Origin of the sequence: Duffyella sp. Ts4, from assembly GCF_051851875.1 — a bacterium.
GTDB lineage: Bacteria > Pseudomonadota > Gammaproteobacteria > Enterobacterales > Enterobacteriaceae > Duffyella > Duffyella gerundensis.
The window spans coordinates 433,957-455,154 of the sequence record NZ_JBLYPN010000004.1 but is presented as its reverse complement, the minus strand read 5'-3'; the positions used below and the strand labels follow the sequence as shown (position 1 = coordinate 455,154).

Annotated in this window: 17 protein-coding genes and 1 riboswitch; of the genes, 12 read left to right on the top strand and 5 right to left on the bottom strand. The window is 56.4% G+C overall.

Annotated features, from left to right (window positions below; translation table 11 throughout):
• The first annotated feature begins 265 nt into the window (after window positions 1–265).
• The 5 genes from manD to ACJY2L_RS09835 all read left to right on the top strand — a co-directional run bounded on the left by manD (window position 266) and on the right by ACJY2L_RS09835 (window position 6,258).
• Entirely contained in the window at window positions 266–1,480 is a 1,215-nt protein-coding gene (manD, locus tag ACJY2L_RS09855) for a D-mannonate dehydratase ManD (RefSeq protein ID WP_067432165.1), read from the top strand.
• Between the two features lie 9 nt (window positions 1,481–1,489).
• Window positions 1,490–2,500, top strand: coding sequence for a Zn-dependent oxidoreductase (locus ACJY2L_RS09850; RefSeq protein WP_439212386.1), 1,011 nt, complete (start codon window positions 1,490–1,492; stop codon window positions 2,498–2,500).
• A gap of 159 nt (window positions 2,501–2,659) precedes the next feature.
• Window positions 2,660–3,943 (top strand): MFS transporter, encoded by a 1,284-nt coding sequence (locus ACJY2L_RS09845; protein ID WP_067432171.1) that lies wholly within the window; start codon window positions 2,660–2,662, stop codon window positions 3,941–3,943.
• A 48-nt stretch (window positions 3,944–3,991) separates the two neighbouring features.
• A complete protein-coding gene (locus ACJY2L_RS09840; protein ID WP_439212387.1) occupies window positions 3,992–5,455 on the top strand; it encodes a mannitol dehydrogenase family protein in 1,464 nt (487 codons plus the stop codon).
• Between the two features lie 116 nt (window positions 5,456–5,571).
• Window positions 5,572–6,258 (top strand): GntR family transcriptional regulator, encoded by a 687-nt coding sequence (locus ACJY2L_RS09835; protein WP_187487450.1) that lies wholly within the window; start codon window positions 5,572–5,574, stop codon window positions 6,256–6,258.
• A gap of 30 nt (window positions 6,259–6,288) precedes the next feature.
• On the opposite strand, the gene thiD is transcribed toward ACJY2L_RS09835, so the two are convergent.
• From thiD to ahpC, 4 genes are all read right to left on the bottom strand, one after another.
• A complete protein-coding gene (gene thiD, locus ACJY2L_RS09830; protein WP_439212388.1) occupies window positions 6,289–7,089 on the bottom strand; it encodes a bifunctional hydroxymethylpyrimidine kinase/phosphomethylpyrimidine kinase in 801 nt (266 codons plus the stop codon).
• Complete coding sequence (gene thiM, locus ACJY2L_RS09825) at window positions 7,086–7,880, bottom strand: hydroxyethylthiazole kinase (protein ID WP_439212389.1); 795 nt, start codon at window positions 7,878–7,880, stop codon at window positions 7,086–7,088. Before thiM ends, thiD begins: the two co-directional genes overlap by 4 nt.
• A gap of 33 nt (window positions 7,881–7,913) precedes the next feature.
• Window positions 7,914–8,010, bottom strand: a riboswitch (TPP riboswitch).
• A 110-nt stretch (window positions 8,011–8,120) separates the two neighbouring features.
• Entirely contained in the window at window positions 8,121–9,689 is a 1,569-nt protein-coding gene (gene ahpF / locus ACJY2L_RS09820; RefSeq protein ID WP_439212390.1) for an alkyl hydroperoxide reductase subunit F, read from the bottom strand.
• A gap of 125 nt (window positions 9,690–9,814) precedes the next feature.
• Window positions 9,815–10,378 (bottom strand): alkyl hydroperoxide reductase subunit C, encoded by a 564-nt coding sequence (gene ahpC / locus ACJY2L_RS09815; protein WP_067432192.1) that lies wholly within the window; start codon window positions 10,376–10,378, stop codon window positions 9,815–9,817.
• A 232-nt stretch (window positions 10,379–10,610) separates the two neighbouring features.
• On the opposite strand from ahpC, the gene ACJY2L_RS09810 reads away from it, so the two are divergent.
• Window positions 10,611–11,039 (top strand): GNAT family N-acetyltransferase, encoded by a 429-nt coding sequence (locus ACJY2L_RS09810; protein WP_187485679.1) that lies wholly within the window; start codon window positions 10,611–10,613, stop codon window positions 11,037–11,039.
• Window positions 11,040–11,053: 14 nt separating this feature from the next.
• Here ACJY2L_RS09810 and apbC read toward each other — a convergent pair whose 3' ends face one another.
• Window positions 11,054–12,163, bottom strand: a complete 1,110-nt coding sequence (apbC, locus tag ACJY2L_RS09805; RefSeq protein ID WP_439212391.1) for an iron-sulfur cluster carrier protein ApbC — start codon at window positions 12,161–12,163, stop codon at window positions 11,054–11,056.
• 161 nt (window positions 12,164–12,324) lie between these two features.
• On the opposite strand from apbC, the gene metG reads away from it, so the two are divergent.
• The 6 genes from metG to sanA all read left to right on the top strand — a co-directional run bounded on the left by metG (window position 12,325) and on the right by sanA (window position 21,158).
• A complete protein-coding gene (metG, locus tag ACJY2L_RS09800) occupies window positions 12,325–14,358 on the top strand; it encodes a methionine--tRNA ligase (protein ID WP_439212392.1) in 2,034 nt (677 codons plus the stop codon).
• A 1,996-nt stretch (window positions 14,359–16,354) separates the two neighbouring features.
• Window positions 16,355–16,735 (top strand): CidA/LrgA family protein, encoded by a 381-nt coding sequence (locus ACJY2L_RS09795; protein ID WP_439212393.1) that lies wholly within the window; start codon window positions 16,355–16,357, stop codon window positions 16,733–16,735.
• Complete coding sequence (locus tag ACJY2L_RS09790) at window positions 16,732–17,424, top strand: CidB/LrgB family autolysis modulator (RefSeq protein WP_439212394.1); 693 nt, start codon at window positions 16,732–16,734, stop codon at window positions 17,422–17,424. The genes ACJY2L_RS09795 and ACJY2L_RS09790 overlap by 4 nt, the downstream gene beginning before the upstream one ends.
• A gap of 117 nt (window positions 17,425–17,541) precedes the next feature.
• Entirely contained in the window at window positions 17,542–18,429 is an 888-nt protein-coding gene (cdd, locus tag ACJY2L_RS09785) for a cytidine deaminase (protein WP_439212395.1), read from the top strand.
• A 160-nt stretch (window positions 18,430–18,589) separates the two neighbouring features.
• Entirely contained in the window at window positions 18,590–20,287 is a 1,698-nt protein-coding gene (locus ACJY2L_RS09780; protein WP_439212396.1) for an NAD-dependent malic enzyme, read from the top strand.
• A 139-nt stretch (window positions 20,288–20,426) separates the two neighbouring features.
• Window positions 20,427–21,158, top strand: coding sequence for an outer membrane permeability protein SanA (gene sanA, locus ACJY2L_RS09775; RefSeq protein ID WP_439212397.1), 732 nt, complete (start codon window positions 20,427–20,429; stop codon window positions 21,156–21,158).
• The last annotated feature ends 40 nt before the right edge of the window (window positions 21,159–21,198 follow it).

The following is a 21,198-nucleotide window of genomic DNA, read 5'->3' as shown; positions in this document are numbered from 1 at the left end:
CTGCCGGCCCTGCTCGGGCAGGCTTTAGCCTGAACGAAATGGCCCTTGACCTGGCGCTTGACCTGGCCCTTAAAAGGCCGCCTTCAAGGCAGAACGACATAGCCGTTGACCTGGCCATTAACAAGCCACCTGCAAGGCAAAACGCCCTGCAGCCGTCTGCGTCCCCCATTTTGTGAATCCCTTCACATCTCTGCAACACTAACTTGTATGGTAGTATTTATGGGCGTATTTTTTCATCATTGATCGCAGCGATAAGGCGCTAAAGATGAAAATTGTTAAAGCGGAAGTGTTTGTCACCTGTGCAGGCAGAAATTTTGTCACCCTGAAAATCACCACCGATGAGGGTTTGACTGGCGTCGGTGATGCCACGCTCAACGGGCGTGAACTGCCGGTGGCCTCTTACCTGAAAGATCACGTTTGTCCGCAGCTGATCGGTCGCGATGCCCATCAGATCGAAGATATCTGGCAGTTCTTCTATAAAGGCGCCTACTGGCGTCGCGGTCCCGTGACCATGTCGGCTATTTCGGCGGTGGATATGGCACTGTGGGATATCAAAGGCAAAGCCGCCAATATGCCGCTGTACCAGTTGCTGGGTGGCGCTTCGCGCACCGGCGTGATGGTCTATTGCCACACCACCGGCCACAGCATCGACGAAGTGATGGACGATTACGCGAAGCATAAAGAGCTGGGTTTCAAAGCAATTCGCGCTCAGTGCGGCGTGCCCGGGATGAAAACCACCTACGGCATGGCCAAAGGCAAAGGGCTGGCCTATGAACCCGCTACCAAAGGCAACTGGCCGGAAGAGCAGCTCTGGTCCACGGAAAAATACCTCGATTTTACGCCGAAGCTGTTTGCCGCTATTCGCGATCGCTTCGGCTTTGACGAGCATCTGCTGCATGACATGCACCATCGCCTGACGCCGATCGAAGCGGCGCGTTTTGGCAAGAGCGTCGAAGATTATCGCCTGTTCTGGATGGAAGATCCGACCCCTGCCGAGAATCAGGAGTGTTTCCGCCTGATCCGCCAGCATACGGTGACGCCCATTGCCGTCGGCGAAGTGTTCAACAGCATCTGGGATTGCAAACAGCTGATTGAAGAGCAGCTGATTGACTATATCCGTACCACTATCACCCACGCTGGCGGCATTACCGGCATGCGCCGTATTGCCGATTTTGCCGCGCTTTATCAGGTGCGCACCGGTTCGCACGGGCCGTCCGATCTGTCGCCTGCCTGCATGGCCGCCGCGCTGCATTTCGACCTGTGGGTACCTAACTTCGGCGTGCAGGAGTACATGGGCTATTCCGAGCAGATGATGGAACTGTTTGATGCCAGCTGGAGCTTTGATAATGGCTATATGCATCCCGGCAATAAGCCTGGTCTTGGCATTGAGTTCAATGAAAAGCTGGCTGCTAAATATCCCTATGAACCCGCTTATTTGCCGGTCGCTCGCCTGGAAGATGGCACCCTGTGGAACTGGTAAGGAGGCAAAATGAAAAGTGTGGTGATTGAACGTCCCGGCGAACTGCAACTGGCGCAACGCGCCGATCTCCAGCCCGCTCACGGCGAGGTGCGCGTTAAGGTGAAGTTTGCCAGCATCTGTGGATCCGATGTGCATATCTGGCACGGCCACAATCCGTTTGCCAAATATCCACGCGTGATTGGCCATGAGTTTTTTGGCGTGATCGATGCGGTAGGCGATACGGTTGACAGCCGCCGCATCGGCGAGCGCGTGGCGGTGGATCCGGTGGTGAACTGCGGCCATTGCTATCCCTGCTCGGTGGGCAAGCCCAACGTCTGCAGCACGCTGCAGGTGATCGGCGTGCATCGTGATGGCGGCTTCAGCGACTACGCGGTGGTGCCCGCCGCTAACGCCTATCCGCTGCCGGACAACATTCCTGACCGACTTGCTAGCCTGGTGGAACCTTTCACTATTGCTGCCAACATCACCGCTTATCTGCAACCTCAGCCGCAGGACACCGCGCTGATTTACGGCGCAGGTCCCATGGGACTGACCGCGATTCAGGTGCTGAAAGGCGTTTACGGCGTAAAACGCGTGCTGGTTGTCGATCGCCTGCCGGAACGCCTGCAGCTGGCGATAGAGAACGGTGCCGATCAAACCTTTAATAACGCGGACATTCCGTTGGCGGCGCAGCTGGAAGGCGTGCAGCCCACGCTGATTATCGATGCCGCCTGCCATCCCTCGATTATGGCGGAAGCGGCGGCGCTGGCCTCACCCGCTGCGCGTATCGGCCTGCTCGGTTTTTCCGGCGAGCCATCAACCATTACGCAGCAGAGCCTGACCAGTAAAGAGCTGTCGCTGTTTACCTCGCGGCTCAACAGCAAGCGGTTCCCGCAGGTAATCGGCTGGATGGAGCAGGGGCTGATTCAGCCTGAAAAGCTGGTAACGCACTATTTTCCGCTGCACGACATCGAACAGGCGATGACGCTGTTTGAAAAAGATCCGCGCACCTGCTGCAAGGTGATTTTGCAGATGTCGTAATACTCGCTCAACCCTGGGCAAACAGGCCGAATCGCTTCGGCTCAACACAACAACAAACGCCTCATATTCTTCAGGTTGCGGAGCACGCTGGCATCCACACGCCGGGTGCGTCCGCACGCTGAATAATGAAGGGGTTGAACAGTCGATGACGGAGTTTCAATGTTTAAGAATCTACGCTGGACCCTCGTACTGCTGCTTTTCCTGGTGTACATGATCAACTATCTCGATCGCGTGGCGCTGTCACTGACGGTGCCGATGATCGAGAAAGATCTGCTGCTTAACGCTGAGCAGTTCGGCCTGATCTTTGGCAGCTTCTTCTTCGGCTACGCCATCTTTAACTTTGTTGGCGGCCTGGCGACCGATAAGTTCGGCCCGACGCTGGTGCTCGGCCTGGCGGTGGGGCTGTGGTCGCTGTTCTGCGGCCTGACTGCGGTCGCCACCGGCTTCTGGTCAATGCTGATCCTGCGCGTGCTGTTCGGCATGGCCGAAGGGCCGATCTGCGCCTCGGCGAATAAAGCGATCAACGGCTGGTTTCCGAAGAAACAGGCGGCCACCGCCATGGGGCTGCTCAGTGCCGGTTCACCTTTGGGCGGTGCTATTGCCGGCCCAATTATCGGCTATCTGGCGCTGGGCTTTGGCTGGCGTCCGGCGTTTGTCATTATCTGCCTGATTGGCGTGGTGTGGATGGCGGCGTGGTTCTTTATTGCCGCCGACAACCCGGCGAAAAGCAAGCGTGTCTCGGCGGAAGAGCGTTCGCTAATTGAACGCCTGAAGGCGGAGCAGCAAACCGCGGCGGAAGAAGCCAGCGAAGCGTCGCACGGTCTCGCGCACTATTTGCGTCAGCCGATCATCCTCGTTACCGCCTTTGCTTTCTTCTGCTACAACTACATTTTGTTCTTCTTCCTGAGCTGGTTCCCGGCCTATCTGGTGCAGGCGCACGGCCTGGATATCAAGGCGATGAGCATCACCACCATGATCCCGTGGATCGTCGGTTTTGTTGGCCTGGCGCTGGGCGGCTGGATTTCCGATAAAATCTTTAACATTACCGGCAAGTTACTGCTTTCCAGAAAAATTGTGCTGGTGTTCTCATTAATGGCGGCGGCGATTTGTGTCGCGCTAGCGGGAACGGTAAAAGAGGTCAACTCTGCGGTTATCATGATGTCGGTGTCGATCTTCTTCCTCTACATCACCGGTGCCATTTACTGGGCGATTATTCAGGACGTGGTGCATAAAAGCCGGGTCGGCAGCATCAGCGGCTTTATTCATCTGGTCGGCAGCCTGTCCGGCATTATCGGCCCGGTAGTCACCGGCTTTATCGTGCATCATACCGGCAAATTCGACAGCGCCTTCGTGCTGGCGGGCGTGGTCGCCGCGGTCGGTGCGCTGCTGGTGCTGTTTGTGATTAAAGAGCCAAAAGCCACGACCAAACCCGTTTCGATTTAACCTGACCCGGGCGCGCCCGTCGCGCCCCTGTTGTAAAAAGGATGAACTATGTTGGCCGTCGATAAGCTCCCCTCTTCCACGCTGTTGCCAGATTACGATCGTTCCCGCCTGAAAACCCGCATGCTGCACATCGGCTTTGGTGCCTTTCACCGCGCGCATCAGGCGGTCTGCACCGATAAGCTGGCCAGTGAGCATCACAGCGACTGGGGCTACTGCGAAGTAAACCTTAACAGCGGTGAATTGATCGCCGCACTGCGTGAGCAATCCCTGCTGTACAGCGTGACCGAACTGGCCGATGACTCACGCCATACGCGGGTGGTTGGCGTCATTACCGCCGCGCTGCATGGCAAAGGCGACGGCATTGAGACGGTGATTGAGGCGATGTGCCAGCCCGATATCGCTATCGTCTCAATGACGGTAACGGAAAAAGGCTACTGCTATCAGCCAGCAACCGGCCAGCTGAACCTGCAGCATCCCGATATTCAGCATGACCTGGCGCACCCACAGCAGCCGGTTTCCCTGCCCGGCGTGATTCTGGCGGCGATTACCCGACGCCATGAACGCGGCCTGCCGCCGTTTAGCGTGATGTCCTGCGACAATATGCCGGAGAATGGCCACGTCACGCGCAACGTAATTCTGCAGCTGGCACAGGCGCAGGATGCGCAGCTGGCGACCTATATCGCCGACGCGCTGACCTTTCCTTCCACTATGGTAGATCGCATCGTGCCTGCCATGACCGATGAGGCGCTGGCCTCGCTGAGCGAGACGCTGGGCAGCTACGATCCGGTGGCGGTCTCCTGTGAGCCTTTTTTCCAGTGGGTGATTGAAGACAATTTTGTCAACGGTCGTCCGGCCTGGGAGAAAGCGGGTGCCGAGCTGGTCAGCGACGTGCTGCCGTTTGAAGAGATGAAGCTGCGCATGCTCAACGGCAGCCACTCATTTCTCGCCTACCTCGGCTACCTTGCCGGTTATGAACACATCAGCGACTGTATGGCGGACGGCGATTTCCGCCTGGCGGCGCGTAAGCTGATGCTGGATGAACAGGCACCGACGCTGCGCACGCCGGATGTCGATCTGGTGGCCTACGCGGATTCGCTGCTGGCGCGTTATGAAAATCGCGCCATTAAACACCGCACCGGACAGATTGCCACCGACGGCACGCAGAAGCTGCCGCAGCGCTGGCTCGACAGCATTCGCTGGCACATCGCGCAAGGCAGCGCGTATCCGCTGCTGGCGCTCGGCGTGGCAGCGTGGATTCGCTATGTCGGCGCCGTTGACGAACAGGGCAACGCCATTGAGGTGCGTGATGCCATGAAGAGTGAACTGGCAGAGCGCGTGGCGGCCAGTGCAGAAGGCGAAGCGCGGGTCGCAGCGCTGCTGGGCATCGAATCGGTATTTGGTGAGGATCTGCCGCACAACGCCGATTTTGTCGCGCAGGTAAATGATTGTTATCAGCAGCTACTGCGTCAGGGCGCGCGGGCCACGGTGGCGCAGGCGGTGGCAAACGGCTGAAACGGAAAGCGCTGGCGCTGGCGATAAGGGCTGTTTAGACTAGCGGTGCCCGTTTGGGCACCCTTTTTTTATCAAAGCAGGCTCTGTTGCCGCCAGCCACTATAGGGATGTTGCGCATGTCGATTGCCTATACCATTACGGCTTCTGAGCCGGTCAATCAGCAGATCTATCGCTATCTGCGTCAGGAGATTGTCACCTGCATTATTCCTCCCGGTTCGCTGCTGTCGGAAAAAGAGGTCTCCGCGCGGTTTGATGTTTCACGTCAGCCGGTGCGGGAAGCCTTTATCAAGCTGGCGGAAGCGGGCCTGGTGCAGGTCCTGCCACAGCGTGGCACCTTTGTGCGTAAAATCTCCGCCCGTCGGGTGGCCGATGGCCGTTTCATTCGTGAAGCGGTGGAAATAGCCGTGGTGCGCCGCGCCGCGCTGGAAGCCACGCCGGTAGCGCTGCTGGCGCTACAGCAAAATCTTGACCTGCAGGCGTTGGCCGCCCAGCGTAACGACATTCAGGGATTTTTGGCGCTGGATGACGCCTTTCACCGTCTGATTGCCGAAAGCATCGATTGTACGCTTGCCTGGGAAACGGTGGAAAACATCAAGGCCACCATGGATCGCGTGCGTTTCCTGACGCTGAGTAAGGTGTCGCCGCCGGAAAGCCTGATTGAACAGCATCGAGAAATCTACGCGGCAGTTGCGGCGCAGGACGCCGATGCCGCCGAGCTGGCGATGCGTCGCCATTTGCAGGAAATGATCTTTTCCATCACGCCTATCTCCGAACAAAACAGCGAGTGGTTTGAGCAACACTAATCAACGGGAGCCAGTCTGCTCCCGTTTTTTTTACCACCAGCGATGAAAATGGTGCACCGGACCAATACCTTTCCCCACTTCCAGCGTATCCGCCTGCTCCAGTGCGCCTTGTAACCAGGCTTTTGCCGCCTCAACCGTTTCGGCCCAGGTGGCATAGCGCGGGCGCAATGCGGCCAGCGCCGCTGACAGCGAACAGCCGGTGCCGTGCGTATGCCGCGTATTCACCCGCGGCGTGCTGAAGCGCTGTTCGCCATCAGAAGTAAACAGCCAGTCCGGGCTTTCCGCTTCGTGCAGATGGCCGCCCTTCATCAGCACCGCCTGACAGCCCAGCGCCAGCAGCGCGCGCCCCTGCTCACGCATCTCTGCCTCATTGCGTGCCGGATCGCAATCAAGCAGTACCGCCGCTTCCGGCAGGTTCGGCGTGATCAACGATACCTGAGGCAGCAGGCGCTCACGCAGGCTGGCCACCGCCTGCGGCGCCAGCAGCGCATCGCCGCTTTTCGCCACCATTACGGTATCAAGCACCACCCACGGCAGCGCGGCCTGCGCCAGTTTATCTGCCACCACCTCAATCACCGCCTGCTCGCCCAGCATGCCGATTTTAGCGCTGTCGATGCGCACGTCGCTGAGCACCGAGTCGAGCTGGGCGCCGACAAAAGCGGGATCGATACGATAAAGCGCCTGCACGCCCTGCGTATTCTGCGCCACCAGCGCGGTGATCACGCTGGTGCCGTAAGCGCCAAGGGCAGAGAACGCTTTCAAATCGGCCTGAATGCCCGCGCCGCCGCTGGGGTCGGTTCCGGCGATGGTCAACGCATTAATCCGCTTCATGGCTGCCCCTCCGCGCCCTGCTGCCACAGCGCATCCAGTAACGCCTGCTGAAAGCTGCCCGGACCGCCAGCGCCTGAGGCGGCCTGCTCGCCCGCGCGTGCCATGAGCTGACAGGCGGTAGCCACCAGCATTAGCCGATCGCCAGACAGCACGCAAAATGCGGCAACCATCGCCGACAGCGCACAGCCGGTGCCCACCACGCGCGTCAGCAGCCGAGCGCCACCCGGCACGGCGATCAGGCGCTCGCCATCGGTGACATAATCCGTTTCGCCGGTGACGGCGACAATGGCACCACTGCGACTGGCCAGCTGTTTTGCCGCCGCGATCGCCAGATGCGAATGATGCAGGCTGTCGACGCCGCGCCCTTGCGCATCCGTGCCGGCCAGCACGAGGATTTCAGAGGCGTTGCCCCGAATAGCCGCCGGTTGCTGATCCAGCAGTTCACGGCAAAAACCGGTGCGCAAAGGGAGCGCACCGACGGCCACCGGATCCAGCGTCCAGGGCACATTCGCCGCGCGCGCCGCCGCAATGGCTGCACGCATGGCAGGAATACGATCGCGCGTTAAGGTGCCCACGTTGATCAGCAGCGCATCGGCCAGCGGGCTAAACACCGCGGCCTCTTCGGCATCAATCACCATGGCGGGCGAAGCATTCAAGGCCAGCAGCACATTGGCGGTAAACGCCTGTACCACATCATTGGTCATGCAGTGCACCAGCGGTGCGCGCTGTTGAAAGTGAGTAAGCGTGGTGGCGACAAACGCGCCGGAGAGTTGTTGCGGTTGATTGGTCATAAAGCTCCCAACCGGCGTCTAAGAAGGCGAATGCGGTCAGGCATTTGACTTCCCTACGCTGGCATTATCCAGGTCAGGTAATACGGGTATTTCTCAGCCTTTATAAAAAAGGGCACCCCGAGTCGGTGTTACGCCATGAGCATAAGGAAGTGGCAGCGCTTAAGCAAGCGGGCGTATTCGGCAATGCGCAAACGCAAAAAACCCGGGACAGGCCCGGGTTTTGGTGATGATGCGTAACGGTTACTTCGCGGGTTTGGTACGGATCAGATGATCAAAGGCGCTGAGTGAGGCTTTAGCCCCTTCGCCGCTGGCAATAATGATCTGCTTGTACGGCACCGTGGTGCAGTCACCGGCAGCAAACACGCCTTTCACGCTGGTTTCGCAACGGGCATCAATGATGATTTCGCCCATTTTGGTGCGCTCAACCGTGCCCTCCAGCCAGTTGGTGTTGGGCAGCAGGCCAATCTGCACGAAGATACCCGCCAGCGGCAGCTGATGGCTCTGCTGCGTCACACGATCGACATACTGCAGGCCGGTGACTTTGCTGCCGTCGCCTTTCACTTCAGTAGTCTGCGCGTTGAGGATCACGTCGACGTTATGCAGGCTGCGCAGTTTGTTCTGCAGCACCTGATCGGCACGCATTTCACCGGCAAACTCCAGCAGCGTCACATGTTCAACGATACCGGCCAGATCGATAGCCGCTTCCACGCCGGAGTTACCGCCGCCAATTACCGCCACACGCTTGCCTTTGAACAGTGGGCCATCGCAGTGTGGGCAGTAAGTTACGCCTTTGGTGCGATACTCGTTCTCGCCAGGCACGTTCATGTTACGCCAGCGGGCACCGGTGGCGATGATCAGGCTGCGGGTTTTTAACACCGCGCCGGTCGCCGTTTCAACCGCATGCAGTCCGCCTTCGGCCGCTGCAGGAATCAGCTTGATGGCGCTTTGTGCATCAATAACGTCGACGTCATAATCATCAACGTGCGCACGCAGTGCACCGGCCAGTTTCGCACCTTCGGTTTTCTGTACCGAGATGTAGTTTTCGATATCCACGGTGTCCAGCACCTGGCCACCAAAACGCTCGCCCATCAGGCCGGTACGAATACCTTTACGCGCCGAGTAAATCGCCGCCGCTGCACCCGCCGGGCCACTGCCGACAATCAGCACTTCATAAGCTTCACGCTGGTTCAGCGCTTCCGCCGCACGCTTGTCGGCGTTGGTGTCGACCTTGCTGACGATTTCAGCCAGACTCAGGCGGCCCTGACCAAACTCTTTGCCGTTCAGGAACACGGCTGGCACGCCCATGATATTGCGTTCCTGAATCTCATTCTGGAACACGCCGCCATCGATCGCCGTGTGCGAGATACGCGGGTTGATCACCGCCATCAGGTTCAGCGCCTGCACTACATCCGGGCAGTTATGGCAGGAGAGCGAATAGTAGGTTTCGAAGTGGAAATCGCCTTCCAGCGCGGCAACCTGATCCAACAGCTCCTGCGCTTCTTTCGAAGGATGCCCACCGGTTTGCAGCAGCGCCAAAACCAGTGAGGTAAATTCATGACCCATTGGCGAACCGGCGAAACGCGGCCCGGTCTCTTTGCCTGGGTTAGTAATTAAAAATGAAGGCTTACGTACTGGCTTATCGTTCTCTTCGCGGAAAGAGACTTTGTCTGACAGTCCGGCGATATCTACCAGCAGATCCCTGATTTCAGCCGATTTTGCACCGTCATCCAGCGTAGCGATCAACTCAACAGGTTTCGATAATTTCTCAAGATAGGCTTTGAGTTGGGTTTTCAGATTATTGTCGAGCATAGTGAGTTCCTGGTCTGGTAAATACATCGGGTGCTAAAAAGCACCCGATGAGAGAGATACGGTTCACCTGTCAGGCAGCCAGCGACTGCCTGAGTGACGTATAACGTTTAAAGCCGTGAGGCGAGTTAGATTTTGCCAACCAGATCCAGCGATGGAGACAGAGTGGCTTCGCCCTCTTTCCATTTGGCCGGGCAAACTTCGCCTGGGTGTGAAGCAACGTACTGTGCCGCTTTTACTTTACGTAGCAGGTCAGAGGCGTCACGGCCAATGCCTTCAGCGGTGATTTCGATCGCCTGGATGATGCCTTCCGGGTCAACGATGAAGGTACCACGGTCAGCAAGGCCTTCCGCTTCACGCAGGATTTCAAAGTTACGAGACAGCTGCGCGGTTGGATCGCCGATCATTGCGTATTCGATTTTGCCGATGGTGTCTGAGCTACCGTGCCATGCTTTATGGGTAAAGTGGGTGTCGGTAGAAACAGAGTAGATATCCACGCCCAGTTTCTGGAACTCAGCGTAATGGTCGGCAACGTCGCCCAGTTCGGTTGGGCAAACAAAGGTAAAGTCAGCCGGGTAGAAGAAGAACACGCTCCATTTACCCTCGACATTTTTTTCGGTGACTTCGATGAACTCGCCATTTTTAAACGCGGTGTTTTTGAATGGCTTAATTTTGGTATTGATAATAGACATCTGACGTCCTCCGTTAAAAGATGTGATGCACGTTACAGAAAAACCCTGTTCGATGCTAATAAGCAGCCCATATCAATTCGATAAACAAAAGCTAACAAGCTCTGCGGACGGCGCATGGCGCTGGCTCAGAGCGAGTCGAAAGTGGCCCGGGCAGGTTGCCGCTTTCCATTCGATTTTATCACAGGCCTTTTAACTGCCAGGCTTGTGGCCTGTCAATGTTTTGGAGCATAACGTGCAAATTAGACCTTTTTGTGAAGCTGACCGCCCTTTTTTACGCACGCTGTTTCTGGCATCGCGCAAGGCGAACTGGCACTGGCTGGATAGCAGCCGCTGGCAACTGGAGGATTTTGACAGCACCGTACTGGGTGAAACGGTGTTGGTCGCAGAACAGGAGGGACATCGCGTTGGCTTTGCCGCGCTGCTGGAAAATGACAACTTTCTGCACAGCCTGTTTGTCGATCCACAGCATCAGGGCAGCGGCGTCGGCAGCGCGTTGTTAAAAGCGGTGCAGGCACGATTCACCTCAACCGGTGCGCTAAAATGCCTGTTAGCCAACAAACCGGCACAGGCATTTTATCAGCGGCACGGCTGGCAGGTGATTGCGCAGGGCGAGAGCGAACAAGGCGAGTACGTTCTGATGCACTATAAACTGCGCCCGTAAGCCGGGCGCAGATCTTACAGGGCGCGGAAGGCGATATCGCCCGGAATCACCTCACCCTGCCAGTAAAGCTGCGCGGCCACCGCACCGGCCAGCTGACGATAGCGGGCGGTAAATTCCCCGTGCGGATCGCGGATCACTGTGGGTTCACCGGCATCCAGATCTTCACGCAGCTGGATGTGCAGCGGCAGCTGGCTGAGCAGGCGCGTATGGTACTGTTCAGCCAGCTTCTCTGCACCGCCGCTGCCAAATATCGCCTCCTGATGGCCGCAGTTGCTGCAAATATGCATGCTCATGTTTTCCACCACGCCCAGCACCGGCACATTGACCTTCTCAAACATCACAATGCCCTTGCGCGCGTCGAGCAGCGCTATATCCTGCGGCGTAGTGATGATCACCGCGCCGGTGACCGGCACGTTCTGCGCCAGCGTCAGCTGGATATCGCCGGTGCCTGGCGGCATATCCAGCACCAGATAATCGAGTTCCGGCCACAGCGTTTCGTTCAGCAGCTGCATCAGCGCCTTGCTGGCCATGGGCCCGCGCCACACCATGGCGTTATCGTCGGTGACCAGATAACCGATGGAGTTAGTGGCCAGACCGTGCGCCATGATCGGCGCCATGTGTTTCCCGTCGGGCGAAGAAGGACGCTGATCGTCAGTGCCCAACATGCTCGGCACCGATGGGCCGTAGATATCAGCATCCAGCAGGCCCACGCGCGCGCCTTCGGCTGCCAGCGCCAGCGCCATGTTCACCGCCGTCGTGGATTTGCCCACGCCGCCTTTGCCGGAGCTGACGGCGATAATGTTTTTTACACCATTAGCGCCTGGCTGATCTTTGACCCGCTTCAGCGTGGCGATATCGTGACGCAGACGCCAGTCGATCGCTCCCGCACCGGTGATGCGCAGCAAATCGGCGCTGACCTGCTCTTTCAGCTGGTCAAACGCACCGTTCCAGACAAACGGCATCAGCAATTCGACATGCAGCCGATTATCCAGCAGCGCTACATGGTGCAGCGCTTTCAGCACGATCAGATTGCGCTGCAGCGTAGGGTGTTCAAAACGGGCGAGAACGCCGGCAACCATGGCGCGCAGCGTTTCCGGTGAATGATGGGGGGATTCAGTGTTCATCCCTGCTCCTCTGTTTTCTTGTTAGCCTGATGACGCCATTCAGCTAATCATATCAGAAGCCTGGCCGAATGAAGCGCTGGCAAACCCTCTGTTTACGCCGGGACGGCCTTTCAGGTAACATCTAAGACCGTTTTTTTAACCACAAGAAAGCAACGTAAACTATGACTCAAGTCGCGAAAAAAATAATGGTAACGTGCGCCCTGCCGTACGCTAATGGCTCAATCCATCTCGGCCACATGCTCGAGCATATCCAGGCAGATATTTGGGTTCGTTACCAGCGAATGCGCGGCAATCAGGTTTACTTCATCTGTGCTGACGACGCCCACGGCACGCCGATCATGCTGAAATCACAGCAGCTCGGCATCACGCCAGAGCAGATGATTGCGGAGATGAGCCAGGAGCATCAGGCTGACTTCGCCGGTTTTAACATCAGCTATGACAATTATCATTCGACCCATGGCGAAGAGAACCGCGTGCTTTCTGAGCAGATTTACACGCGCCTGAAGGCCAACGGCCACATCAAGAACCGCACCATTTCGCAGCTTTACGATCCGGAAAAAGGCATGTTTCTGCCGGATCGCTTCGTCAAAGGCAGCTGCCCGAAATGTAAATCGCCGGATCAGTATGGCGATAACTGTGAAGTGTGCGGCGCTACCTATAGCCCAACCGAGCTGATCAATCCGCAGTCAGTGGTATCCGGCGCAACGCCGGTAATGCGTGATTCCGAACACTTCTTCTTCGATTTACCGGCATTCAGCGACATGCTGCAGGCGTGGACGCGCTCCGGCGCCCTGCAGGATCAGGTGGCTAATAAGATGCAGGAGTGGTTTGAGTCTGGCCTCAATCAGTGGGACATTTCCCGCGATGCGCCTTACTTCGGCTTTGAGATCCCGGATGCGCCAGGCAAATATTTCTATGTCTGGCTCGACGCGCCAATCGGCTACATGGGCTCGTTCAAAAACCTGTGTGACAAGCGCGGCGACCTCGATTTCGACGAGTTCTGGAATAAAGATTCCACCACCGAGCTGTATCACTTTATCGGCAAAGATATCGTCTATTTCCACAGCCTGTTCTGGCCAGCGATGCTGGAAGGCAGCAACTACCGCAAGCCTAACAACCTGTTTGTGCATGGCTACGTGACGGTAAATGGCGCGAAGATGTCGAAATCGCGCGGCACCTTTATCAAAGCCAGCACCTGGTTGCAGCATCTGGATGCCGACAGCCTGCGCTATTACTATGCGGCCAAGCTCTCATCACGCATTGATGATATCGACCTTAACCTGGAAGATTTCGTCCAGCGTGTGAACGCCGACGTGGTCAACAAAGTGGTCAACCTCGCCTCGCGCAATGCCGGTTTTATCACTAAGCGCTTCGACGGCAAGCTGGCCGCTGAGCTGGCCGATCCTGCGCTCTTTAAAACCTTCACCGATGCGTCAGAAAAAATTGGCGAAGCCTGGGCGGCGCGTGAATATGGCCGGGCCATTCGCGATATTATGGCGCTGGCTGACGTTGCTAACCGCTATGTTGACGAACAGGCGCCGTGGGTAGTGGCGAAACAGGAAGGCCGCGATGCCGACCTGCAGGCGATCTGCTCCATGGGCATCAATATGTTCCGCGTGCTGATGACCTGGCTGAAGCCGGTGCTGCCTTCGCTGGCCGAGCGCACCGAAGCTTTCCTCAACTGCGAACTGAGCTGGGATGCCGTGCAGCAGCCGCTGCTCGATCACAGCATCGCCAGCTTTAAAGCGCTCTACAGCCGCATTGAGATGAACAAGGTCGAGGCGCTGATTGAGGCCTCAAAAGAAGATGCGGCAGTGGCTAATCAGCCCGCTGTCAGCGGTCCGCTGGCGGATGCACCAATTGGCGAGACCATCACCATTGATGATTTTGCCAAAATCGATATGCGCGTGGCGCTGATCGAGAAAGCCGAACTGGTGGAAGGCTCAGACAAGCTGCTGCGTTTACAGCTCGATCTGGGCGGTGAGAAGCGGCAGATTTTCTCCGGCATTCGCGCGGCTTACCCCGATCCCGCGGTGCTGGAAGGCAAGCTGACCATTATTGTCGCTAACCTGGCGCCACGTAAAATGCGCTTCGGCGTGTCGGAAGGCATGGTGCTTTCAGCCGGTTCCGGCGGCGCCGATCTGTATGTGCTGTCGGCGGACAGCGGTGCCACACCGGGCATGCAGGTGAAGTAAACGCCACAAGGCGTTGGTGTTGTTCCTCAGGCCGGAAAGGCCTGGGTTTGCCGTGAAGCGGGCGGCTTTTAAGGTCAAGGGCTTTAAGGTCAAGGGCTTTAAGGTCAACGGCCATTTCGTTCTGCCTAAAGGCAGCCCGAGCAGGGCCGGCAGTCGCCCCGGCCCTGCACCCGCGCTTTCGGCCAGCTTCATCGCCGCGTTGCGGTGCCCTCGCTACTTCAGCCTTCCTGACGGACCACTCGCGACGCGCCCTCCATGGCGCGGCGCCTCCCTCTCGCCGACGTCCTGTCGGCTCGTCCTGGAACGCTTCATCCACTCGGCGCTGAAATGGCCGCCAACACCACTCGCTGCAAAAATTGTACTCAATGTGACTAATAACTGGCTGAAGAAGCCTTGGTTATATAAATGAGGTTGATTAGCTGAAAGTTGGCAATCCTCTCAAATATCATCATGTGCTGAACATCCCGAAAGGGCTTATCCATTTGTGGTTGAAATGGCCGCCGACACCACTCGCTGCCAGAATTGTACTCAATGTGACTAATAACTGGCTGAGAAGCCTTAATTGGATGAAACGTTATGATTGGTAAGAAAGATCATCATAATGCGTTGAACATATCGGCTGGTGGCGCAAGGCACTTATCCATTGGTCGCTGAAATGGCCACCAACATCACTCGCTGCCAGAATTGTACTCAATGTGACTAATAACTGGCTGAAGAAGCCTTAATTGGATGAAACGTTATGACTGGTGAGAAAGATCATCATAATGGGTTGAACATATCGGCTGGTGGCGCAAGACACTTACCCATTGGTCGCTGAAATAGCCGCCAACATCACTCGCTGCCAGAATTGTAATCAATGTGACTAATAACTGGCTGAAGAAGCCTTAATTGGATGAAACGTTATGATTGGTAAGAAAGATCATCATAATGCGTTGAACATATCGGCTGGTGGCGCAAGGCACTTATCCATTGGTCGCTGAAATGGCCACCAACATCACTCGCTGCCAGAATTGTACTCAATGTGACTAATAACTGGCTGAAGAAGCCTTGGTTGTATAAATCAGGTTGATTAGCTGAAAGTTGGCAATCCTCTCAAATATCATCATGTGCTGAACATCCCGAAAGGGCTTATCCATTTGTGGCTGAAATAGCCGCCAACATCACTCGCTGCCAGAACTGTACTCAATGTGACTAATAACTGGCTGAAGAAGCCTTGGTTGTATAAATCAGGTTGATTAGCTGAAAGTTGGCAATCCTCTCAAATATCATCATGTGCTGAACATCCCGAAAGGGCTTATCCATTTTTGACTGAGATGGACGCCAACATCACGCGTTGCCAGAACCATCTTCGATGCGGCAATTAAATGGCTGTGATGCTGCTGTGTTCACGCTGTCTGTCAGAAACGCACTAATCTGTAAAATGAAAATCCTTTTCATATCAAACTACAATACATTCAGGCTTTGTTAATCTCGCGCAAAACAAACCAGCTGTGCTCATCTCATAATCCATCTCCAGACAGATAGGCAGATGAGATTTTAAGGTTTGGTTTGAGTCATTTCGATTTTGATTTGGGTTGTGAATTGGGTTTTGACCTTTTAGAGGCATCACAAACGCCGAGGCAAAAGCGTTTTCCAGGATGAGCCGCAGGGAGGCGGCGAGAATAAGCGCCGCGCCGGGAGCGCGTCGCGCATGGTCCGTCAGGAAAACGCTTTTGCTGAGGGCACCCACGAAGTGGGCGGTTGTGTTTGCCGGATAGCGCGGGTGCAGGGCCGGGGCGACTGCCGGCCCTGCTCGGGCTGCCTTCAGGCAGAACGAAATGGCCGTTGGCCTTGACCCTAAAGACGTTGGCCTGAAAGCCGCCCGCGCCAGGGCAAAACAAGGCCTTTCTGGCCTGAGGAACGAGCGCCCCCGGCGACCGCCTCCCCAAAAATGTGATCTGTAGCACGCTAAGAATTTTCGTCGTAAGATAAGCACATACCACATCAGGAGCCAGTCATGCGCCCGGCACTTACGATCTGTTGGCATTACCTTCGCGCCTTTATCATCATCTATCTCTGCCTGTTTGCAGGCAACGGTCTCGCCGCGCTGCTGCCGATCACCATACCGGGCAGTATCCTTGGCATGCTGGTGCTGTTTACCCTGCTGACCGTGCAGATCATCCCGGTAAAATGGGTGAAGCCCGGTTGCCACATCATCATTCGCAATATGGCGCTGCTGTTCGTGCCGATCAGCGTTGGCGTGATGAGCTACACCGATATACTTACCGCTCAGTTTGGGCCGATTGTGGTGTCATGCATTGTCAGCACGATTTTGGTGATCGTCATTGTTGGCATGGGTTCGCAACGCCTGCACGCCGAGCCGGGAGAAAAACCATGATCGATATCTGGTGGTCTCTACCGCTGACGCTTGGCGCCTTCTGGCTGGCACGCAAGCTGGCAACCACGCTGAAAATTTCGCTGCTTAACCCGCTGCTGGTTTCTATGGCGATCATTATTCCCATTCTGCTGCTCACGCATATACCCTATTCCCGCTATTTTGCTGGCAGCGCTATTCTCAACCAGCTGTTACAACCTGCGGTAGTGGCACTCGCCTTGCCGCTTTATGAGCAGCTGCAACAGATCAGGGCACGCTGGAAATCGATTGTAGGGCTCTGCTTTATAGGCAGTATTACCGCGATGACCTCGGGCACCGCTATCGCGTTATGGATGGGGGCAACGCCGGAAATCGCCGCCACCATTATTCCCAAATCAGTGACCACCCCGATTGCGATGGCGATTTCGGCCTCGTTGCACGGCATTCCGGCCATCAGCGCTATCTGCGTGTTAATCGCCGGAGTGTTTGGCGCAGTGTTTGGCCACATGCTGCTTAACCTGTTTAAGGTGCGTACAAAAGCGTCGCGCGGTCTGGCCATTGGCAATGCCTCGCATGCCCTTGGCACCGCTCGCTGTGCTGAACTCGACTATCAGGAAGGCGCATTCAGCTCACTGGCGCTGGTGATTTGCGGCATTCTCACTTCGTTGCTCGCGCCCTTTCTTTTTCCGCTTTTGTTAAGGCTGTTGGGCTAAAAGTTTGCGAGAGATCTCGCAAACTTTGTTCAAGTTTCAAATCTTGCATTGATAGCGCGATTTAGATCACATATAACCGCCTGATTGCTCTTCCCTCTTTGCTGATGAGACTCACTCATGCACCCACGATTTCAACAGGCGTTAACCACTCTGCCATCCGACTTACAGCAGGCAATTGCGCCGGTGCTTGCCGCTGACGATTTTGCTGCCCGCTTAACACCGCAGCAGGTTGCCGATCTGCAACAACAAACCGGCCTTGATGCTGATGCGCTGGCATTAGCGCTGCTGCCGCTTGCGGCGGCCTGTGCGCTGGCCACGCTCTCGAATTTTAACGTGGGTGCCATCGCCCGCGGTGCCAGCGGCAGCTGGTATTTCGGCGCTAATATGGAATTTGCAGGCACCACCATGCAGCAGACCATTCATGCCGAGCAGAGCGCCATTACCCACGCCTGGCTGCACGATGAAGCGAAGCTGGAAACCGTCACCGTTAACTACACGCCTTGCGGGCACTGCCGTCAGTTTATGAATGAACTGAACAGCGGCACCGCGCTGCGCATTAGCCTGCCCAATCGTCCGGCTACCACGCTGGCGAACTATCTGCCTGACTCATTTGGCCCTGGCGATCTTGATATTCATGAGCGCCTGCTGACCCCGGTCGATCACGGTTATCAACCTGCTGGCGATGCGCTTGCTCAGGCCGCTATCGCAGCTGCCAGCCGCAGCCATGCGCCTTACAGCAAAGCGTACAGCGGCGTAGCGCTGGAAAGCGTCAGCGGCAAGATTTATGCCGGCCGTTACGCTGAAAATGCCGCCTTTAACCCCAGCCTGCCTCCATTGCAGGCGGCGCTGATTCTGATGAATATGGCTGGCGAAGGCCAGGCGATTAAGCGCGCCGTTCTGGCTGAGCATCCTCAGGCACTGCTGGTTCAGCATGATGCCACCCGCGCTACGCTGGCCATGCTCGGCTGTAGCGATCTGCACCTGGCGGCGCTGTCAAAAGCGTGATGCCGCTTTTTAGTAAAAAAAGTATCGCTTTTGTTATCCGTTGCTAACAAAAGCTGTACTTCTGCGCGAATTTTCTTAGGATCGGGCACACAAATTATCCCTGACAATATCCAGGCTAACGGTTGCGGCGCAGCCCGGTCTGAGATGGAGCAAACACTGCATGGAACTCGACTACGAAAGTAAACGTTCGCTGTATATCCCTTATGCTGGCCCTATTCTGTTGGAATTCCCGTTATTGAATAAAGGCAGTGCCTTCTCCGTAGAAGAGCGCAACGACTTCAATCTCAATGGCCTGCTGCCGGAAACCGTAGAAACCATCGAAGAGCAGGCTGAACGCGCCTGGCGCCAGTTCCAGGATTTCAAAAACAACAACGATAAACACGTTTACCTGCGTAATATTCAGGATACCAACGAAACCCTGTTCTATCGTCTGCTGGATAACCATCTGGAAGAGATGATGCCCATCATCTACACGCCAACGGTCGGCGCAGCGTGTGAACACTTCTCTGAAATTTACCGTCGTGCCCGCGGTCTGTTTATCTCCTACCCTAACCGCGCCAGCATTGAAGATATGCTGCAAAATGCCACCAAGCAGAATGTTAAAGTGATTGTTGTCACCGACGGCGAGCGCATTCTTGGTCTGGGCGATCAGGGCATTGGTGGCATGGGCATTCCTATTGGTAAGCTTTCTCTTTATACCGCATGCGGCGGCATCAGCCCGGCGTACACTCTGCCTGTGGTTTTGGATGTTGGCACTAACAACCAGCAACTGTTGAATGACCCGCTTTATATGGGCTGGCGTCATCCGCGCATCACCGGTGAAGAGTACGATAATTTCGTTAACGAATTTATTCAGGCAGTAAAAAGCCGCTGGCCAAACGTTCTGCTGCAGTTTGAAGATTTCGCGCAGAAAAATGCTATGCCGCTGCTGGAGCGCTATCGCGACGAAGTGTGCTGCTTCAACGATGACATTCAGGGCACCGCGGCGGTGACGCTGGGTACGCTGATTGCCGCCAGCCGTGCGGCAGGCAGCAAGCTAAGCGATCAGAAAGTGGTGTTTCTCGGTGCTGGCTCAGCCGGCTGCGGTATCGCCGAACAGATCGTCGCGCAGATGAAATCAGAAGGCTTAAGCGACGATGAAGCGCGCGCACGCGTGATGATGGTCGACCGTTTTGGCCTGTTGACCGACAAACTGCCTAACCTGCTGAGCTTCCAGAGCAAGCTGGTGCAGAAAAGCGAAAATCTCAGCGGCTGGGATACCAGCCACGACACCATCTCCCTGCTGGATGTGGTGCGCAACGCGCATCCAGATATTCTGATTGGCGTCTCCGGCCAGCCAGGCCTGTTCAGCGAAGAGATTATCCGTGAAATGCACAAGCATTGCGCACGCCCGATCGTCATGCCGCTCTCTAACCCCACTTCACGCGTTGAGGCGACGCCAGCCGACATTCTGGCGTGGACCGACGGTGCCGCGCTGGTCGCCACCGGCAGCCCGTTTTCTCCGGTAAGCTGGAAGGATAAAATCTATCCGATCGCCCAGTGCAACAACTCCTATATCTTCCCTGGCATCGGCCTTGGCGTGATCGCATCAGGCGCAACCCGCGTGACCGACAGCATGCTGATGGCCGCCAGCCGTACGCTGGCTGACTGTTCACCGCTGGCCAACGAAGGCCAGGGTCCGGTGCTGCCGGAGATCAAAGATATTCAGGGCGTGTCCAAGCTGATTGCGATGGCGGTGGGCAAAGCGGCTCAGCTGGCGGGTGTGGCCGTGGTCACCTCAGAAGATGTGCTGTCACGTTCGATCGCCAGCAACTTCTGGCTGCCACAATACCGTAACTATCGCCGCACCTCGATTTAACCGTGGTGCGTGTTGCCGGGTGCGCTGCGCCCGGCATCGCCTAAAATAACAACGGCCAGCGGCGCTGCACTTGCTTCAGCCAGGCCGCTCAAGTAGCCTTGCAGACACTGAATTTTTCTTCCCCTCGATGCGGTAAAGCATGATTAAACGCGCGCTCCTCGGTCTGCTGATCGTCATCACCCTGATGATTATCACCGCGCTTGCTCTCGATCGCTGGATCAGCTGGAAAACCGCGCCTTTTATCTTCGAAAACGTCGCGTCTCTGCCGCATCGTCAGGTCGGCGTGGTGCTCGGCACGGCAAAATATTATCGTACCGGCGTGCTTAATCAGTACTATCTCTATCGCATGCAGGGCGCGCTCAATGCCTATAACAGCGGCAAGGTTAACTATCTGCTGCTCAGCGGCGATAACGCCCAGCAAAGCTACAATGAGCCCAGAACCATGCGTCGCGATTTAATTAAAGGCGGCGTCGATCCGGCGGATATCGTGCTGGATTATGCGGGCTTCCGCACGCTGGATTCCATTGTGCGCACACGTAAAGTATTCGATACCAACGACTTCATTATTATCACCCAGCGCTTTCATTGCGAACGTGCGCTGTTCATCGCCCTGCATTTGGGTATCCAGGCGCAATGTTATGCGGTGCCCTCGCCGAAAAATATGCTGAACGTGCGCGTGCGTGAAGTCGGTGCGCGACTCGGCGCATTGGCCGATCTGTTTATCATGAAGCGCGAACCGCGGTTTCTTGGCCCGCTGGTGCCGATACCGGCCCAGCACCAGGTGCCGGAAGATGCGCAAAGCTACCCGGCGGTGACGCCAGAACAGCTGCTGGAAATACAGCAACAGCAACAGCAACAGCAACAGCAATAAAAATTATGCATAAAAAAACGGGCCATCAGGCCCGTTTTTT

Coding starts and splice junctions, on each gene's coding strand:
- ACJY2L_RS09835 (WP_187487450.1), top strand. CDS start 5,572: ATGTCGATTGCCTATACCATTACGGCTTCTGAGCCGGTCAATCAGCAG.
- sanA (WP_439212397.1), top strand. CDS start 20,427: ATGATTAAACGCGCGCTCCTCGGTCTGCTGATCGTCATCACCCTGATG.
- ACJY2L_RS09790 (WP_439212394.1), top strand. CDS start 16,732: ATGATCGATATCTGGTGGTCTCTACCGCTGACGCTTGGCGCCTTCTGG.
- ahpC (WP_067432192.1), bottom strand. CDS start 10,378: ATGTCTATTATCAATACCAAAATTAAGCCATTCAAAAACACCGCGTTT.
- ACJY2L_RS09795 (WP_439212393.1), top strand. CDS start 16,355: ATGCGCCCGGCACTTACGATCTGTTGGCATTACCTTCGCGCCTTTATC.
- thiM (WP_439212389.1), bottom strand. CDS start 7,880: ATGACCAATCAACCGCAACAACTCTCCGGCGCGTTTGTCGCCACCACG.
- ahpF (WP_439212390.1), bottom strand. CDS start 9,689: ATGCTCGACAATAATCTGAAAACCCAACTCAAAGCCTATCTTGAGAAA.
- metG (WP_439212392.1), top strand. CDS start 12,325: ATGACTCAAGTCGCGAAAAAAATAATGGTAACGTGCGCCCTGCCGTAC.
- ACJY2L_RS09840 (WP_439212387.1), top strand. CDS start 3,992: ATGTTGGCCGTCGATAAGCTCCCCTCTTCCACGCTGTTGCCAGATTAC.
- thiD (WP_439212388.1), bottom strand. CDS start 7,089: ATGAAGCGGATTAATGCGTTGACCATCGCCGGAACCGACCCCAGCGGC.
- apbC (WP_439212391.1), bottom strand. CDS start 12,163: ATGAACACTGAATCCCCCCATCATTCACCGGAAACGCTGCGCGCCATG.
- ACJY2L_RS09780 (WP_439212396.1), top strand. CDS start 18,590: ATGGAACTCGACTACGAAAGTAAACGTTCGCTGTATATCCCTTATGCT.
- cdd (WP_439212395.1), top strand. CDS start 17,542: ATGCACCCACGATTTCAACAGGCGTTAACCACTCTGCCATCCGACTTA.
- ACJY2L_RS09850 (WP_439212386.1), top strand. CDS start 1,490: ATGAAAAGTGTGGTGATTGAACGTCCCGGCGAACTGCAACTGGCGCAA.
- manD (WP_067432165.1), top strand. CDS start 266: ATGAAAATTGTTAAAGCGGAAGTGTTTGTCACCTGTGCAGGCAGAAAT.
- ACJY2L_RS09845 (WP_067432171.1), top strand. CDS start 2,660: ATGTTTAAGAATCTACGCTGGACCCTCGTACTGCTGCTTTTCCTGGTG.